Genomic DNA, 15,904 nt, shown 5'->3' on the forward strand with positions numbered 1-15,904 from the left:
AGAATGCACGCGGTGATGTCTCCCCGAGCGACCATTGAAGAGGTTGCCTCTGCCGCAGGAGTCTCCAGGTCGACAGTCTCCAGGGTGGTAAACGGGTCAACAGCGGTGAGCCCTGAAGCTCTGGCTGCCGTGCGGGTGGCGATCGATGAGCTGAACTATGTGCCTAACCGCGCGGCGCGATCGCTGGCCTCACGGCAGACGCATGCCATCGCGCTGATTGTGCCGGAAGACACCACTCGCTTCTTTGGGGATCCGTTCTTCGCCGCCATCGTCGCCGGTATTACCGGTGCGCTCGGAGGATCCGACTACCTGCTGAACTTGCTGATCGCGAGCGATGATCCGGGCAACAAGATGACAAGCTTCGTGCGCAACGGCGGCGTCGACGGAGCCCTCATCGTTTCGCATCACACGAGTGACGCCTTTATCGACCGCATCGCCGAGGCCATGCCTGTCGTCTATGGTGGTCGGCCGGTGCGGCGACGCGAAGGCGACTACGTGGTCGATGTGGATAACGAAGTCGGCGCGACTATTGCCACCCAGCGGCTGCTCGATATCGGACGCACGCGCATCGCGACCATTACCGGTCCGCTGACGATGGTCGCCTCCGTCGATCGTGTGCAGGGTTTCCGCTCCACGCTCTCGGCCGCAGGACTCACTCCCTTTGCGGAAGAGGAGGGCGACTACAGCGAGGCGAGCGGTGCTGAGGCTGCTCGACGGATTCTCGAACGCGGACGCCCAGATGCGATCTTTGCCGCGAGCGACCTGATGGCGCGCGGCGCTTTGACAGTGCTGCATGCAGCGGGCATCCGGGTGCCAGAAGACATTGCGCTGATGGGGTTCGACGATTCTTCCGTCGCTGTGTCAACCGATCCCCAGCTGACAACGGTGCGCCAGCCGATGTACGCCCAGGGAGAGGCGATGGCTGAGGTGTTGCTTTCGCGCCTTGCGGGCGACGAACCCCCGACGACGACCATCTTGAAGACAGAGCTCGTGGTGCGGGACTCCGCCTAAGCGCGTCAGGCGTGGCCCATGCGGGCGAATGCCCCCAGAACACTGCGTTCTGACGCAGTGAGGTACCGCTCCAACTCATCGGCCGCCGCGTCTGGTCCTTTGTCGAGCAGCGTGGTGAGCACGGCTCTGTTGCGGCGAACGTACGGCTCGTGCAGGGACCGCGGTTCGTCGATCTCAAGGAAGACGAGACGAAGTTCTGCGGCCACATCGCGGTAGGTGCGAGCGAGGCGTGCGCTGTCGGCGAGCGCAACGATGGCGTCGTGGAACGCCATGTTTGCACTGCCGATGCGTCGCCAATTCTCTTGGGGTAGCTGCTCTTCTGCCTCGGCGAGCGCATCACGCATGCGCTGGACGGCGGGGTGTTCTGGCTCTGACTGGCGGAGCGCCGCGCATTCGATCACGCGGCGGGCGCGATAGATGTCGATCACGTCGGCGATGGTCGGGGAGGCGACGGAGACGCCGCGGTGGGGGATGTGCTCAACGAGTCCCTGCTCTGCGAGCACGCGGAAGGCTTCGCGCAGGGTGTTGCGTGAGACATCGAACTGTTCGGCGAGCGCTGCTTCCGATAGCCGCGACCCTGGCGCGAAGTCGCCATCGATGATGCTCTGTCGCAGCACATCGGCGAGCGGGCCCTTCTGGTTCATGCCTTCATCGTAGGTGGCTGATCACGAAAGGGTGCATGAAAGCAATGTCGCTGTAGCGCAATCGAAACAAAGTTGTTGAACAATCTAGAACTATCCGTTCTACACTGGGAGTCATTCGACACCCACCAACGACGATGGGATCCCCCTGAGATGTCTGAACAGTCCACCGCTTCCCTTTCCCCGGAAGACGAATCCCGCCTGAGCGCAGCCAAGAAGCGGGCAGGGCGCAGCGCCGTCCTTGGCGCGATCTTCCTGATGGCGACCAGCGCCATCGGCCCCGGTTTTATCACCCAGACCGCCACCTTCACCGCCACGATGGGGGCAGCGTTCGCCTTCGCTATTCTCATCTCGATCATTGTTGACATCGTGGTGCAGCTGAACGTGTGGCGCATGATTACCTCTTCTGGCAAGCGCGCAGGAGAACTCGCCAACAGCGCCATCCCCTTCTCTGGTCACCTGGTCGCCCTGCTCGTGATCATCGGAGGGTTGGCGTTCAACATCGGCAACATCGCCGGTGGTGGGCTGGGCATGAATGCGCTGCTCGGTATCGACCCCAAACTCGGCGGCGTCATCACAGCGGCCCTCGCGATCATCATCTTTCTGATCAAGAAGGCCGGCCCTGTGATGGATGTGGTGCTGATTGTGCTCGGCATCGGCATGATCGTGATGACCTTGATCGTCGCCTTTATCTCTCAGCCGCCGATTGGCGAGGCGCTGAGGCAGACGTTCGTGCCAGACGAGCTGAACTTCGCCACCATCACGACCATCGTGGGTGGCACAGTCGGTGGATACATCACTTACTCGGGGGCGCACCGCTACCTCGACTCCGGCCACACGGGGCCTGGTGCCACACGTCAGGTGATGCGCGCCGCGACCACGGGCATCCTTGTCACCGGGATCATGCGATACGTGCTGTTTCTTGCCATCCTCGGCGTCGTCGCTTCTGGTGTGGCGCTTGACCTCTCAGGTCAGGCAGCGAACCCTGCTGGCCAGGCGTTCGGCGCGGTGCTGGGCGACGCAGGCTTGCGCATCTTCGGTGCGATCTTCTGGGCAGCCGCGATCAGCTCGGTGATCGGGGCGGCATACACCTCCGCCACGTTCCTCTCGACTTTCACCAAGAAGCTCGCTGGCGGTTGGTCATTGCAGCTGGCGACGGTCGCATTCATCGTGGTGTCACTGATTGTGTACCTCTCGATCGGTACAGCGCCCGCCGCGATCCTCGTCTTCGTCGGCGGGTTCAACGGACTGATCCTTCCGATCGGTCTCACCGTGTTTATGTACATCGGCTGGTTCCGCCGCGACCTTCTTGGCACGAAGAAGTACCCGCTATGGCTGCTGATCGCCGGTACGCTCGTGACGCTCTTGACCTGGTACATGGGCATCGTCTCGGTGGGCCCCATCTTTGCCTTCCTCGGAATCGGAGCGTGATCGCATGACCTCGATCGACCTGAACTCAGACCTCGGCGAGAACGTCGCCGACCGCATCGTGAGTGACGACGAGAGCATGCTTCGCCTCGTCACGAGTGCGAATGTGTCGTGCGGCTTCCACGCAGGAAGTCCGGAAGGAATCCGAGAGACCCTCGCGGCCGCGGTGCAGGGTGGCGTGGTGATCGGGGCACACCCCGGTTATCGGGACTATGAGAACTTTGGACGCACCAAGGTTGATATCGACGCGGCAACCCTGCAGGCCCACGTTGAATACCAGCTCGGTGCCCTCATCGGGCTCTCGGCGGCCGTCGGCGGACGCGTTTCATACGTCAAACCGCATGGAGCTTTGTACAACACGATTGCCCGTGATGAAAAGCAGTCCGCGGCAGTGGTCGCAGCGATCAAAGCGATCGACCCGACCCTTGTTCTTCTCGGGCTGGCTGGCGGGGTGGTGCTCGACGTCGCCGAACGAGCGGGGCTTGCCGTCGCCGCGGAGGCCTTTGCCGATCGGGCCTACCAACCAGACGGGCAGCTTGTGTCTCGCACCGAAGAAGGCGCTGTTCTACACGACCCTGCGTTGGTGGCTGAACGCATGGTGCGGCTTGCCGCAGACGGCGTGATTCGTGCGATCGATGGCACGGATGTGCCGGTTGCGGCACAGTCGATCTGCGTGCACGGCGACAGCCCAGGATCCGTAGCGATGGCAGCAGAGACAAAGCGCATGTTGCAGGCGGCGGGGGTCACCATCGCGCCGTTCGTGCGGGGCTGACATGGCAGTGCAGGCTACGGAGGATCAGCTCGTTGCGGCACGTGCAGCGCGCGCGGCGTACCGTGCTGGCTTTGCCGAGCCGACCAGCGGGGTGGCCGTTGGCCTCACGCAGGCGAACCTCATTTCTGTGCCAGCGGATTGGGCGTTTGAGACCCTGCTCTTTGCGCAGCGGAACGCGAAGCCATGCCCTGTGCTGGAGGTCATTGAACAGGGCGAGGTGGAGTCGAGGCTCGCGCCGGGAAGCGATATCCGCACCGACATCGGGCGTTACCGTATCTGGCGAGACGGCGGGTTGGCCGAAGAGGTGACCGACGCCAGCGCGGCATGGGCCGAGCATCCAGACCTGGTCAGCTTCTTGATCGGCTGCAGCTTCACTTTCGAGAGCGGCCTGATGCAGGCTGGCATCTCTATCCGCCACCAAGAACTGGGACGCAACGTGCCGATGTACCGCACTAGTGTGCAGTGCGCGCCCGCTGGCCGGTTGAGCGGTGAGATGGTCGTCTCGATGCGTCCGATCCCTGCAGGGCGGGTGGCAGATGCAGTGCAGATCTCGGGCCGCACCCCGGCAGTGCACGGTGCCCCAGTGCACATCGGCGATCCGTCATCGCTCGGGATCGTCGATCTGTCGCGTCCTGACTTCGGCGACGCACCAGAGGTTCGCGCAGGAGAGGTCCCGGTGTTCTGGGCATGCGGCGTCACCCCTCAGGCCGCGATCATGGCGTCGAAGCCCCCGTTTGCGGTAACCCATGCACCCGGTTACATGTTCATCACCGATGTGCCAGATGCGGAGTACGTTCTCTGATGCGTGTCTTGACAGCATCCGACCGGGCACTGCTGGTCGAGGCTTCCGACCTCGACGAAGCAATGCGTCTGAATCTCGCGTGGGAAGGCGTGCCTGGCATTGTCGAGCGCATCCCCGGCGCGCGTACGGTGCTGGTGCGGTTTGATCCCCTCCGCATCTCGGCTTCCGAACTTGCCAGCGTGCTGGTCGAAACCGAGGGGCAAGCGGGTGAGCTGCAGAGCACGGGCGAGGTCGTCGTGCCGGTGCAGTACGACGGCGAAGACCTGGAGGAAGCAGCCGCACTCGTGGGAGTCAGTGCCGAGGAGCTGGTGAACCGGCACCTCGCTGCGGACTGGAGGGTCGCCTTCTCTGGCTTCGCTCCCGGGTTTGGGTATGTCGTGAGCACGGATCCTCTCTTTGACGTGCCGCGGCGCGCTTCCCCACGCACGCGAGTACCCGCAGGGTCGGTTGCGCTAGCCGGAGAGTTCACCGGCGTGTATCCGCGTGAGAGCCCGGGCGGGTGGCAGCTGATCGGACGCACGGACACGGTGATGTGGGACATCGACCGCACCCCACCCGCGTTGCTGTCTCCCGGCACTTTGGTGCGTTTTGAAGCTGCGCGCCCGAAGGTTCAACTTTCCCCAAACGGAGATGATCGCGCTTCGCGCAGGAGTGGCGCAGAGCGCCACGCCGGTGTGAATTCGGATGGTCCGGGTTTTGGTGCGCGGAGCGCGATCGAGATCATCCGTCCGTCGCTGCAGTTGCTGGTGCAAGATGCCGGACGACCTGGATATGCGGCGCTCGGTGTCTCCGGATCAGGGGTCGCTGATCGGCGGGCGATGCATGACGCGAACACCGCCGTCGGCAACACCCGTACCGCCGCGGTGCTGGAGAGCGTGGGAGGAGCGGAGCTGCGCTTCCGCGGCGACGGGGTGGCGGCAGTTGCCGGTGCGGTCGGCGCGCTCACGTTGACCGACGCCGACGGCGTACCCCGCACGGTGCGGCACGGAGAGCCGTTTGCGACCGCTGACGGTGATGTGCTCAACCTCGAATATCCGGAACGCGGCATGCGATACATTCTTGCTTTCCGCGGTGGCCTTCGTGCTGCCCCTGCGCTGGGTAGTCAGTCGGGTGACACCCTCGCCGGACTCGGTCCTGCTCCGCTTGCGGCGGGTGATGTGCTGGGCATCGGCGACGAAGCGCCCTTCCCCGTTGAGCCATATGCCGTAGAGCGCATGCTCCCTGAGGTGGGTGGCCTCGTTGAGCTGGAGATCACTCTCGGACCACGTGATGACTGGTTCACGCAGGAGGCCATCGCTGCGCTCACCGGCCAGGAGTGGACGGTCACCCCCCGCGCTGACCGCGTCGGTGTTCGGCTTCACGGCGATGTCGCCCTGGAACGGAAGGTCGGGGGCGAGCTACCCAGCGAAGGCGCGGTCACCGGTGCGATCCAGGTGCCGCCGGATGGACAACCTGTGCTGTTCCTGCCAGACCACCCGCTCACCGGGGGGTATCCGATCATCGGCGCCGTCACCGACCGCAGTCTCGACCTCGCGGGGCAGCTGCCACCTGGTGCGCGCATTCGTTTCGTCGTCAAGGAGAATTCATGACCAAGGTGCTGATCGCAAACCGTGGCGAGATCGCGGTGCGGGTAGTCCGCGCGTGCGCGGAGGCTGGATATGCGTCGGTTGCGGTCTATGCCGATCAAGACGCAGATGCGCTGCACGTGCGGCTGGCAGATGAAGCGATTGCTCTGGGCGGAGCGACCGCGGCCACGACGTACCTCTCGATCGACGCGGTGCTCGCCGCCGCGCGGCAGGCGCACGCGGATGCTGTGCATCCCGGCTATGGCTTCCTCTCAGAGAGTGCAGCGTTTGCGCGCGCCGTTGAAGAAGCAGGGTTGGTCTGGATTGGTCCAGCGCCGGAGAGCATCGACGCACTGGGGGACAAGATGACCGCGCGCCGCATTGCGCAGCGCGTCGGCGCTCCTCTCGCTGCGGGAACGGATGAGCCGTTGGCTGGGCCGGAGCAGGCGGTGGCCTTCGCCGAGGAGCACGGTCTTCCGATCGCCATCAAGGCTGCGTTTGGTGGGGGTGGCCGTGGGCTGAAAGTCGTGCACGAACTGGCAGAGGTGGCCGACTCTTTTGACGCAGCCACCCGCGAAGCCGTTGCGGCGTTCGGGCGCGGTGAGTGCTTTGTCGAGCGTTTTCTGGAGAGCCCACGCCACATCGAAGTGCAGATTCTGGGTGATGGAGAAGGCGGCATCGTGGTGGTCGGCGACCGCGACTGCTCGATGCAACGCAGGAATCAGAAACTCATCGAAGAAGCTCCTGCACCTGGGCTGTCGATAGAGCAGCGCGCAGAGTTTCATGCGGCGGCGCGCGCCGTGTGCGCCGAGGTGAACTACCGCGGTGCGGGGACGGTCGAGTTTCTTCTTGCGGCCGATGGCACGATCTCTTTCCTTGAGGTCAACACGCGGCTTCAGGTGGAACACCCTGTGACCGAAGCGGTGACCGGCATCGATCTGGTCCGCGAGCAGTTTCGGATCGCGTTCGGCGAAGGGATGTCGTTCACCGAAACACCGCCCCCGTCTGGCCATGCGTTTGAGTTTCGGATCAATGCGGAAGATCCGGGGCGTGGCTTTCTCCCCAGCCCTGGGCGCGTAGCGGCGCTACGCACGCCCGGCGGTCCAGGGGTGCGTTGGGATAGCGGAATCGAGGCGGGTGACACCGTGCAGCCGGCGTTCGACTCGATGATCGCCAAGCTCATCGTGCATGCCGAATCTCGGGATGCGGCGCTCGTGCGGGCACGTCGAGCACTGCGAGAGACCAGCGTTGATGGCCCCGCGACAGTCATCCCTTTCGATGTTCTTGCGCTGGACGACGAGGCGTTCGCGACCGAGACCTTCGCGGTGCACACACAGTGGATCGAACGCACCCTGCTGCCGAAGCTGGAACCGCAGTTGCGTCCAGCCGCAGCCCCGGACAACGCCCTGATGCGGTTCCCCGTCGAGATCGACGGACGGCGCGTCGTTTTGGGCTTGCCGCCGCACCTGCTTGCAGGACTCGCGCGACCGGCAGGTGCCGATGCGGCGCCGACGGCAACGGAAGACGCAGCATCAGATCCGGACCAGCTCCGATCTCCCACCCCCGGTACGCTCGTGCGCTGGCTGGTAGATGACGGTGAGACTGTCGCAGAGGGCGACCCCGTCGCGGTGCTCGACGCCATGAAGATGGAGACCACTGTGGTCGCCCATCGTGGGGGCACGCTGTCACAGCGGGCCGAGGTTGCAGCCGTGATTGCGGCGGCTGGTGTGCTCGCTGTCATCAGCTGAGGGCCCGCTCCTCACGGAACGGGCCCTCAGTCTCAGCCATGGTGCGTGACTAGGCGGGGTCGCCGCCGAGGGGACCCACGGCTTCCAGTGGGCGCGGGTCGTCGGCTCCGGTCTTGCGCAGCCGGGCGACGAGGTTGCCGAGGTGGTAGATCAAGATGGCAGCGACAGTGGAGATCACGATGCCACCGAGCTCGAACCCAGACGCCTCGTCTTTGATCATGAATCCGCCGACGGCCATAATCAGCGCAACGGCAGCGGTGTACTGGTTGACCGGGCGGGAGAAGTCCACGCGGTTGTCGACCCAAATCTTGATGCCGATCACGCCGATCAGGCCGTAGAGCGCAGTGGTCACGCCGCCGAGCACGCCGGAGGGCACGGAGTTGATAACCTCGCCGAACTTGGGTGAGAGGCTGAGCAAGATCGCCGCGAAACCGGCGACCCAGTAGGCGGCGGTGGAGTACACGCGGGTAGACGCCATCACTCCGATGTTCTCGCCGTAGGTTGTCGTTCCCGAACCGCCGAAGAAACCGGCCAGGGTGGTGGAGACGCCGTCTGCGATCAGCGCCTTGCCTGTTTGCTCGTTCACGGCGGCATCGCCTGTCATCGTCGCCACACCGCGCACGTGTCCCACGTTTTCGGCGATCAACACGAGCACGACAGGCAAGAACATCGCGAGCGCGGTCAGGGTGCCTGGCTCGGTGAAGTTCGGGAGGGTGAAGGTGGGAAGACCGATCCAGTCGGCTTTCTCTACGGCTTCGAAGCTCAGCTCCCCGCGGAAGGCCGCGAAAATGTAGCCGGCGATCACACCGAGGAAGATCGAGATTCGGCCAAGGAATCCGCGGAATACGACGGCGAAGAGGATCGTGATGGCCAGGGTGAAGGTCGCCGTCACCGGAGCCGCAGCGTAGTTGGTGTGCGCGGCTCCTGCGAGATTGAACCCGATCAGGGCGACAATCGTGCCCGCGAGAACGGGCGGGAGGAAGCGGTCGACCCACTTGACGCCCACGGTGTGCACGACAACGCCGATGATGGCCAGCAACACACCCACAGCCACGATGCCGGCAAGGGCCGTGCCCATGTTTGCCGATGCTGTCGCCGCCGTGACAGGGGCGATGAACGCGAACGATGAACCGAGGTAGCTGGGGAGCTTGTTGCGGGTGACGAGCAGGAACAGGATCGTTCCGACACCGCTGAACAGCAACGTGGTGGCGACGGGGAAGCCGGTGATGATCGGCACCAGGAACGTGGCACCGAACATGGCCACAACGTGCTGGAGTCCGATCGCGATGGTGGCGGGCCAGTTCAGGCGTTCATCCGGACGGACGACGGCGCCGGGTTCGACCGTGCGGCCGTTTCCGTGCAGTTTCCACAGGGCCATGCGGGCTCCTCAGGGGTTCGGGGGATGTTGGGAGTGCTGGAGCAACACTACCGATTCCTGAGTTTTCGCTGGACGCTTCGACAGGCTCAGCGACCACCCTCTCGCCCCCTGAGCTTGTCGAAGGGTCCGCACCTTCGCCCCCTGAGCCTCCCCCCTCGGTCCCTGAGCTTGTCGAAGGGTCCCTGAGCTTGTCGAAGGGTCAGGCCCCGAGGCGCGTGATCAGCTCACGGTAACGGGCGGCGGTGCGCTCAACGATCGAGGAGGGAAGCGCGGGTGGCTCTCCCTGCTTGTCCCAGTTGGCTGCCATCCAGTCGCGCACGATCTGCTTATCGAAACTCGCCATCCGCATGCTGGGGGTGATGCCGGTGCGCCAGGACTCTGCATCCCAATACCGTGAGGAATCGCTGGTGAGCACTTCGTCTGCCAGGCGGAGGGTGCCGTCGACATCTGTCCCAAATTCGAACTTGGTGTCGGCGAGGATCAACCCTTTTTCTTCGGCGATCGCTGCGGCGCGCCCATAGATCGCGAGCGAGGTGTCGCGCAGTTCGGCCGCGCGCTCAGCCCCGACGAGTTCGACGGCACGCTCGAAAGTGATGTTCTCATCGTGTTCGCCCATCGGTGCTTTGTAGGCGGGCGTGAAGAGTGGCTCGGGCAGGCGGTCGCCGTTCTGCAGCCCGGCTGGCAGCGGAATGCCGCAGACGGTGCCGCTCTCCTGATATTCGACCCAGCCGGAGCCGGTGATGTAACCGCGCACGACGCACTCGATCGGCAGCATCTCGAGCGACTGCGCGAGCATGGCCTTGTCGGCGACGGCTTCGGGCAGGTCACCATCGGCGAGGTGGTTGGGAAAGTCTGCGAGTTGTTCGAACCACCAACGGCTGAGCCGTGTCAGCAGTGCGCCTTTGTCTGTGATGCCAGGGGAGAGCACAAAATCGAAGGCGCTTACGCGGTCGGAGGCGACGACGAGGATGCGGGTATCGGCCGGATCTTCGCAGGCGTACAGATCGCGGACCTTTCCCGAATAAATGTGCCGCCAACCGGGGATGCTCTGTGCCGTGCCTTCTGATGGAGTGCTCACTCGCCCATTATCCCGGTTGCGCGTGGCTCGGGTGGATCGGGCCCTTCGACAAGCTCAGGGACCCTTCGACAAGCTCAGGGACCGGGGTGGGCCCTTCGACAAGCTCAGGGACCGGGGTTGGCCCTTCGACAGGGTGGGCCCTTCGACAGGCTCAGGGACCGGGGTGGGCCCTTCGACAAGCTCAGGGACCGGGGTGGGCCCTTCGACAGGCTCAGGGACCCTTCGACAGGCTCAGGGACCCTGAGCCTGTCGAAGGGCGCCGTGGGGATCAGCCGTTGAGGTTAGCGATCGCGAAGTCCGCTTCGGCGACGGTGAACTGCTCGCCGTACTCCGAGGTGAGCTGATCGTGAATCGCGGAGGGCGACATCGCCATGGTCTCCTGATAGCTCTTTGCCTTCTCCAGAGCGTTGGCGTTCCAGTCCGCATCGACGTTGTCGACGGCATACTGTGCCGCTTCTGGTGTGAACTGCTCGCCGTACTCCGAGGTCAGCTGGTCGTAGAGACCGGCCTTGCTCATGTGCATAAAGTCGGAGTATTGCTGGGCTTTCACCAGCGCGGAGGCGTGCTCGGCTGGCACGGCAGGCGCAGCGGGCTCCTCCTCTTCGACAACCTCTACTGGTTCTTCCGCCGGCTCTTCGACCGTCTCTGTGGTGTCGTCGGCGACGGTTTCGGCTGGGGCGCTCGCCGCAGGTGCATCAGCGCCAGAAGAGGACGGCTGCTGGGCAGAGTTCACACCACCGCTGATCATGCCGATGATGATGACCACGCCGGTCACGATCCAGGCGATCTTCTTGTGCTCTTGGTACCCGGCGAGCGCGCGTCCTTTCGAGTCTTTGGTGGCGTTTGTCAGCACCAGGATCAGGTCGATCAAGGCCCAGATGCCGAGACCTCCGAAGGTGAGGAGTTTGAGGATTCCGGTGCCGACTTTGCCGAGATAGAAGCGGTCGACCCCGAGAACCCCGAGTAACAGTGAGAGCAACCATGTGGTGAGGAATGACTTCTCGCCGACCTGAGCAGTCGTTGCGGCAGGGACCGGTGCGGCGATGGGGGCAGAGGCTGCCGGCGTCGTGGGCATCGGTGCGGGCGGCGGCGGGGGTGTCTGGTTGCTGTTGTCGAAAGTCATGAGTGCGTTCCTTGGATTCGTGTGGATGGATGCTTGGTGTGTGATCCGCTGAAATACAGCGTCGCAATGGCGGCCGGCCCCACGGATCGGTCGAGCGGCCACGGTTGCCTCCGCCGATCGGCAGAGGCAAGCATCGCCACTTGGAGGGCGTTATCGGTGCACGGGAGCAATACGCTCAGAGGATGACTTCGCCACCCCTGCCTGAACCACGACCTCTCGCGCGTCGAGCGCGGTCGGTCGGCCTGGGGATTCCGTTGATCGCGGTGGGGATCGTGATTGATATCTACGGTGTCGTCAATGTGCCGGGGGCTGTGACGTTTTCGAGCGCGAACGGCGGAGAGGCCAAGGTCACGGGGCTGGGAACGTGGCTGGCGCTTATCGCTATCTGCGCCTGGATTACCGCGATATGGCGACACCGCCGTCCGGTGATTCCGATGGTGGCGGGCGGCGTTCTCGCGGCGATCGGCCTGTCGTACATTCTGCTTCTTGTGGGAGCGGTGCATTTTGTGCGTCAGCGGCCGGATCGCCTTCGTCTGACAGCGACGCTCGTCAGCATCGGGGTTGTCTTGTTTGTGGTGCGGGAGGCATTCACGCCCTGGGGTGCGGCGCTGCCGTGGTTATTCACCACAACACAGGCCTCGTTAGACGACCCGGGATGGGGCCTGGGGGCTCTCGTGTTGGCTGCAATCTCGCTGGGGGTTGCGGCCAGTATCGTCGCTGTCGCTCGCAGCAGGGCGCGCGCGGAACAGAGCGATCAACGAGCCGATGCGCAGTTGCGCCGAGCCGATGTGCTCACAGAGCAAGCGGCCAGGCAGGCAGAGCGGGAACGGATTGCGCGGGATATGCACGATGCGCTGGCGCATCGCCTCTCTGTTGTCTCCCTCCACGCTGGCGCGCTTGAGGCGGCGGCTGGGCAGGGGGATGCGAGCGAGATGGCGCGAACGGTGCGGGAGCAGACCCATGCGGCGCTGCAAGACATGCGGGGCCTCATCGGGGAACTGCGCAGTCCGGACGAAACCGTCTCGCCAGCGCCGGCCACGATGCGAGCGATCGGGGCGATGCTGACCGAGATGCGCACCGGAGGTCAGGCGCTGACGTCGTTCGTCATGATCGAATCGGCAGAGCGGGCCGGTGCGCTGTTCGACAGTGCGGTCTACCGGATCGTGCAGGAGGCGCTGACCAACGCCATCAAGCACGCATCCGGCGATGCCGTCGACGTTTTTGTGTACGTTTCCCCTGCTGACGGCGCCCGTCTGCGCATCGTCAATCCCGTGAGCGCCGCCGGGTCTGCGGGGATACCCGGCGGCGGCAATGGCATCTTGGGGATTCGCGAGCGTGCTACTGCCCTGGGCGGAGAGGCGTGGATCGGTGCGTACGAGGGGTCGTTCATCGTCGACGTCAGCCTCCCGTGGCAGGAGCGCGGCTGAGCGCGTCGCTAAGCTCGGTGCGTGGATACAGCCGAAGGTGACTCTCGCGTCAGGGTCTTGCTCGTCGACGATGAGCCTCTGATCCGCAACGGATTTCGTTTTGTTCTCGCGGTCGAGCCGACCATCGAAGTCGTCGGCGAAGCGGCAGACGGCGCAGCGGCGATTGAGATGGTGCGCAGGCATCGCCCAGACGTCGTGCTGATGGATGTGCGCATGCCTGGCGTCGATGGTCCGCAGGCGACGACCACGATCGTCGCGGAGTCGAGCGCGCGTGTTCTGGCGATGACGAGCATCGATGCAGAGGGCCAGCTGATGCGCATGCTGGTTGCTGGCGCGAGCGGCTACCTCTTGAAAGACGAAGCGCCGAGCAGAATCATCGACGCGATCCGTCGCACGGCGCTGGGCGACACCGTGTTCTCGGCGCAGAGCACAGCGCATCTTGTGCGTCGTGCCGTTGAGGCCGAAGGTGGGGCGGGGCGGTATGCCGCCAATCAGCGCATCGCGGGTCTTACCGAACGTGAGCGTGATGTTGCCGTGCGAGTCGCATCCGGGGCGACCAACCAGGAGGTTGGTGGCGATCTGCACATCTCCGCCGGCACGGTGAAAACGCATTTGGAGCAGATCTTCGCCAAGCTCGGAGTGCGCAATCGCGTTCAGGTGGGCGTCATCCTCGAGCGCGCGGGACTCGGCCCCCTCGACGTCTGACACCGCTCTGCTGGCGCTGTGTGGCCGAAGAAGCGGATTGGGCGTATAGTCCACATGGACTAGTCGAGGTGGGTTATGAAAAAAGATGCCGTCAGCCGGCTCACTCCTATGGGGGTGATGGTGCTCGCGCTGCTCCGCGAGGGCGACATGCATCCATACGAAATGGTGCGCCTGCTGCGTGCCAGGCGCGCAGAACGCCTGATCAGCATCACAAACGGCACGCTCTATCACACGGTCTCCCGGCTTCACGAAGCCGCCCTCATCGAAGAAGTGGGCATTGACCGCGAAGGCAACCGCCCCGAACGCACGACCTATTCACTGACAGAGGCCGGACACGATGCGGTCGTCTCCTGGGTGCGGCGACAGTTGCCGCGCATCGACCGACCAGCCGACTTTCGGGTGGCGCTCGCCGAGGCGCACAACCTCGATCGCCGTGATGTCATCGAACTTCTGCGAGAGCGTCACGCCTCCCTCTGGGCCGATCACGGCGGGCACCGCGACGACCTCCTCGTTGCCAAAAACAAGGGTGTTCCCGAGCAGGTGCTGGTCGAGTTCGATCGTCAGGAGGCACTGCTTGACGCAGAGCTGCGATGGCTCGACTCGCTCATCATTCGCCTCGACACCGAAGACTTGCCGTGGGGTCCCGCGGCGTTCCAGAACTCAGACCGCTACCGCGCTCAGCGAAAGGCCGCACAGCAATGACCGATTCCCCCCGAGGGCCGTCGACCGGCACTTACTCAGCCGGGCAGAAGCCGAAGAGCCCGTGGCCTGCCCTTTGGGCGCTGGTCATCGGCTTCTTCATGATCCTCGTCGACACGACGATCGTCTCGGTCGCGAACCCCGCGATCAAGGCTGCGCTCGATCCTGATACGAACAACCTCGACAACGTGGTGTGGGTGACCAGTGCCTACCTGCTCGCCTATGCCGTGCCGCTGCTGATCACCGGGCGCCTGGGTGACCGGTTCGGACCGAAGAACATCTATCTGATCGGTCTTGCGATCTTCACTCTGGCCTCCCTGTGGTGCGGGTTGTCGGGAGATCTCGGCATGCTGATCGCGGCTCGCGCCGTGCAGGGTCTCGGCGCCGCCTTCATGACGCCGCAGACGATGGCCGTGATCACTCGCACCTTCCCGCCAGAGCGCCGCGGGACCGCGATGGGGCTCTGGGGGGCCACCGCTGGTGTCGCGACCCTCGTCGGTCCGCTGCTGGGTGGCCTTTTGGTGGATGGTCTCGGGTGGGAGTGGATCTTCTTCGTCAACATCCCCGTCGGCATCGTCGCCTTTGTGCTCGCGTGGATCCTGGTGCCGAAGCTGGCGACGCACCCGCACCGGTTCGATGTGGTCGGTGTTGTGCTGAGCGCCGTCGCGCTGTTCCTGATCGTGTTCGGGCTTCAAGAAGGCGAAAAGTACGACTGGGGTGTCATCTGGGGCCCCATTTCGGTGTGGAGCCTGATCATCAGCGGTGTCGTCGTGCTCGCGCTCTTCATCGTGCAGCAGGCCCGTACCCGCAATGAGCCGCTTGTGCCGCTTGATCTCTTTCGGGACCGCAACTTCTCCGGAGCAAACGTGGCCATCGCCGCCGTCGGCTTCACCGTGACAAGCATGTCGCTGCCGTTGATGTTCTTCCTCCAGACCGCGCGCGGACTCACCCCCACGCAGGCGGCCCTGTTGCTGGTGCCGATGGCCGTTTTGTCTGGGGTTCTTGCTCCCTTTGCCGGAAAGCTCCTCGACCGTGTCGATCCCCGCATCATCCTGATCCCGGGACTGCTCTGCGTCATGGTCGCTCTGGTCTGGTACTCGGTGCTCACGAACATGGATACCCCAATCGGCATGTTCCTGTTCCCCTCGGCTCTGATGGGGATCGGCAACGCAGGCATGTGGGGGCCGCTGGCGACCACCGCGACCCGCAAGCTCCCGCCGCGCCAGGCGGGCGCAGGCGCTGGTATCTACAACACGACGAGAACGATGGGCTCGGTGCTCGGCGCTGCCTCTATCGCCGTGTTTATGCAGTCGCGCCTGGAAGCGAACCTCCCAGGACTTGCCGATGCCCCCACAGGCATATCGAGCGGAGGCGCGCTCCCTCCGCAGGTCGCCGAAGGCTTCGCTGCCGGAATGTCGCAGGCGATTCTGCTCCCGGCTGGCGTGATGGTGATTGCCCTCATCGCTGCGCTCTTCCTTGGCCGCTACGACAAAGCGGAGAGCTAAGCGCGGAGCCGCCCCAGTTTGC

Annotated in this window: 14 protein-coding genes; 10 read left to right on the top strand and 4 right to left on the bottom strand. The window is 64.4% G+C overall.

Annotated elements, in window-relative coordinates:
• Positions 1-15 precede the first annotated feature (15 nt).
• Complete coding sequence (locus tag AB0O87_RS04285) at positions 16-1,011, top strand: LacI family DNA-binding transcriptional regulator (protein ID WP_363512926.1); 996 nt, start codon at positions 16-18, stop codon at positions 1,009-1,011.
• A gap of 5 nt (positions 1,012-1,016) precedes the next feature.
• Here the strand turns inward: AB0O87_RS04285 and AB0O87_RS04290 are convergent, their stop codons facing one another.
• Positions 1,017-1,655, bottom strand: coding sequence for a GntR family transcriptional regulator (locus tag AB0O87_RS04290; protein ID WP_363512046.1), 639 nt, complete (start codon positions 1,653-1,655; stop codon positions 1,017-1,019).
• Positions 1,656-1,805: 150 nt separating this feature from the next.
• Here AB0O87_RS04290 and AB0O87_RS04295 point away from each other — a divergent pair, with 150 nt between their 5' ends.
• The 5 genes from AB0O87_RS04295 to AB0O87_RS04315 are packed head-to-tail and all read left to right on the top strand — an operon-like array spanning position 1,806 to position 7,967.
• Positions 1,806-3,083, top strand: coding sequence for an NRAMP family divalent metal transporter (locus tag AB0O87_RS04295; protein WP_363512048.1), 1,278 nt, complete (start codon positions 1,806-1,808; stop codon positions 3,081-3,083).
• A 4-nt stretch (positions 3,084-3,087) separates the two neighbouring features.
• A complete protein-coding gene (locus AB0O87_RS04300) occupies positions 3,088-3,852 on the top strand; it encodes a 5-oxoprolinase subunit PxpA (RefSeq protein WP_363512050.1) in 765 nt (254 codons plus the stop codon).
• Between the two features lies 1 nt (position 3,853).
• A complete protein-coding gene (locus AB0O87_RS04305; RefSeq protein WP_363512052.1) occupies positions 3,854-4,654 on the top strand; it encodes a putative hydro-lyase in 801 nt (266 codons plus the stop codon).
• Positions 4,654-6,243: an urea amidolyase family protein gene (locus AB0O87_RS04310; RefSeq protein WP_363512054.1), complete on the top strand. Its 1,590-nt coding sequence runs from the start codon at positions 4,654-4,656 to the stop codon at positions 6,241-6,243. Before AB0O87_RS04305 ends, AB0O87_RS04310 begins: the two co-directional genes overlap by 1 nt.
• A complete protein-coding gene (locus AB0O87_RS04315; protein ID WP_363512056.1) occupies positions 6,240-7,967 on the top strand; it encodes a biotin carboxylase N-terminal domain-containing protein in 1,728 nt (575 codons plus the stop codon). The genes AB0O87_RS04310 and AB0O87_RS04315 overlap by 4 nt, the downstream gene beginning before the upstream one ends.
• 49 nt (positions 7,968-8,016) lie before the next feature.
• Here the strand turns inward: AB0O87_RS04315 and AB0O87_RS04320 are convergent, their stop codons facing one another.
• The 3 genes from AB0O87_RS04320 to AB0O87_RS04330 form a co-directional block, all read right to left on the bottom strand.
• Positions 8,017-9,345 carry a solute carrier family 23 protein gene (locus AB0O87_RS04320; RefSeq protein WP_363512058.1) on the bottom strand — a complete coding sequence of 443 codons (1,329 nt, stop codon included), beginning with the start codon at positions 9,343-9,345 and terminating at the stop codon, positions 8,017-8,019.
• A 199-nt stretch (positions 9,346-9,544) separates the two neighbouring features.
• A complete protein-coding gene (locus AB0O87_RS04325; RefSeq protein WP_363512060.1) occupies positions 9,545-10,423 on the bottom strand; it encodes a phosphoribosylaminoimidazolesuccinocarboxamide synthase in 879 nt (292 codons plus the stop codon).
• A 268-nt stretch (positions 10,424-10,691) separates the two neighbouring features.
• Positions 10,692-11,546, bottom strand: a complete 855-nt coding sequence (locus AB0O87_RS04330) for an Ltp family lipoprotein (protein WP_363512062.1) — start codon at positions 11,544-11,546, stop codon at positions 10,692-10,694.
• A 182-nt stretch (positions 11,547-11,728) separates the two neighbouring features.
• Here AB0O87_RS04330 and AB0O87_RS04335 point away from each other — a divergent pair, with 182 nt between their 5' ends.
• From AB0O87_RS04335 to AB0O87_RS04350, 4 genes are all read left to right on the top strand, one after another.
• Positions 11,729-12,973, top strand: a complete 1,245-nt coding sequence (locus tag AB0O87_RS04335) for a histidine kinase (RefSeq protein WP_363512064.1) — start codon at positions 11,729-11,731, stop codon at positions 12,971-12,973.
• Between the two features lie 21 nt (positions 12,974-12,994).
• Positions 12,995-13,678 (top strand): response regulator transcription factor, encoded by a 684-nt coding sequence (locus AB0O87_RS04340; RefSeq protein WP_363512066.1) that lies wholly within the window; start codon positions 12,995-12,997, stop codon positions 13,676-13,678.
• Between the two features lie 75 nt (positions 13,679-13,753).
• A complete protein-coding gene (locus AB0O87_RS04345) occupies positions 13,754-14,380 on the top strand; it encodes a PadR family transcriptional regulator (protein ID WP_363512068.1) in 627 nt (208 codons plus the stop codon).
• A complete protein-coding gene (locus AB0O87_RS04350; protein ID WP_363512070.1) occupies positions 14,377-15,882 on the top strand; it encodes a DHA2 family efflux MFS transporter permease subunit in 1,506 nt (501 codons plus the stop codon). The genes AB0O87_RS04345 and AB0O87_RS04350 overlap by 4 nt, the downstream gene beginning before the upstream one ends.
• The last annotated feature ends 22 nt before the right edge of the window (positions 15,883-15,904 follow it).

The sequence above is a fragment of the Microbacterium sp. NPDC076768 genome, assembly GCF_040687205.1.
GTDB lineage: Bacteria > Actinomycetota > Actinomycetes > Actinomycetales > Microbacteriaceae > Microbacterium.

What these genes read in the sequence shown, in the direction of transcription:
- AB0O87_RS04285 (WP_363512926.1), top strand. Translation starts at nt 16, where the DNA reads ATGTCTCCCCGAGCGACCATTGAAGAGGTTGCCTCTGCCGCAGGAGTC.
- AB0O87_RS04290 (WP_363512046.1), bottom strand. Translation starts at nt 1,655, where the DNA reads ATGAACCAGAAGGGCCCGCTCGCCGATGTGCTGCGACAGAGCATCATC.
- AB0O87_RS04295 (WP_363512048.1), top strand. Translation starts at nt 1,806, where the DNA reads ATGTCTGAACAGTCCACCGCTTCCCTTTCCCCGGAAGACGAATCCCGC.
- AB0O87_RS04300 (WP_363512050.1), top strand. Translation starts at nt 3,088, where the DNA reads ATGACCTCGATCGACCTGAACTCAGACCTCGGCGAGAACGTCGCCGAC.
- AB0O87_RS04305 (WP_363512052.1), top strand. Translation starts at nt 3,854, where the DNA reads ATGGCAGTGCAGGCTACGGAGGATCAGCTCGTTGCGGCACGTGCAGCG.
- AB0O87_RS04310 (WP_363512054.1), top strand. Translation starts at nt 4,654, where the DNA reads ATGCGTGTCTTGACAGCATCCGACCGGGCACTGCTGGTCGAGGCTTCC.
- AB0O87_RS04315 (WP_363512056.1), top strand. Translation starts at nt 6,240, where the DNA reads ATGACCAAGGTGCTGATCGCAAACCGTGGCGAGATCGCGGTGCGGGTA.
- AB0O87_RS04320 (WP_363512058.1), bottom strand. Translation starts at nt 9,345, where the DNA reads ATGGCCCTGTGGAAACTGCACGGAAACGGCCGCACGGTCGAACCCGGC.
- AB0O87_RS04330 (WP_363512062.1), bottom strand. Translation starts at nt 11,546, where the DNA reads ATGACTTTCGACAACAGCAACCAGACACCCCCGCCGCCGCCCGCACCG.
- AB0O87_RS04335 (WP_363512064.1), top strand. Translation starts at nt 11,729, where the DNA reads ATGACTTCGCCACCCCTGCCTGAACCACGACCTCTCGCGCGTCGAGCG.
- AB0O87_RS04345 (WP_363512068.1), top strand. Translation starts at nt 13,754, where the DNA reads ATGAAAAAAGATGCCGTCAGCCGGCTCACTCCTATGGGGGTGATGGTG.
- AB0O87_RS04350 (WP_363512070.1), top strand. Translation starts at nt 14,377, where the DNA reads ATGACCGATTCCCCCCGAGGGCCGTCGACCGGCACTTACTCAGCCGGG.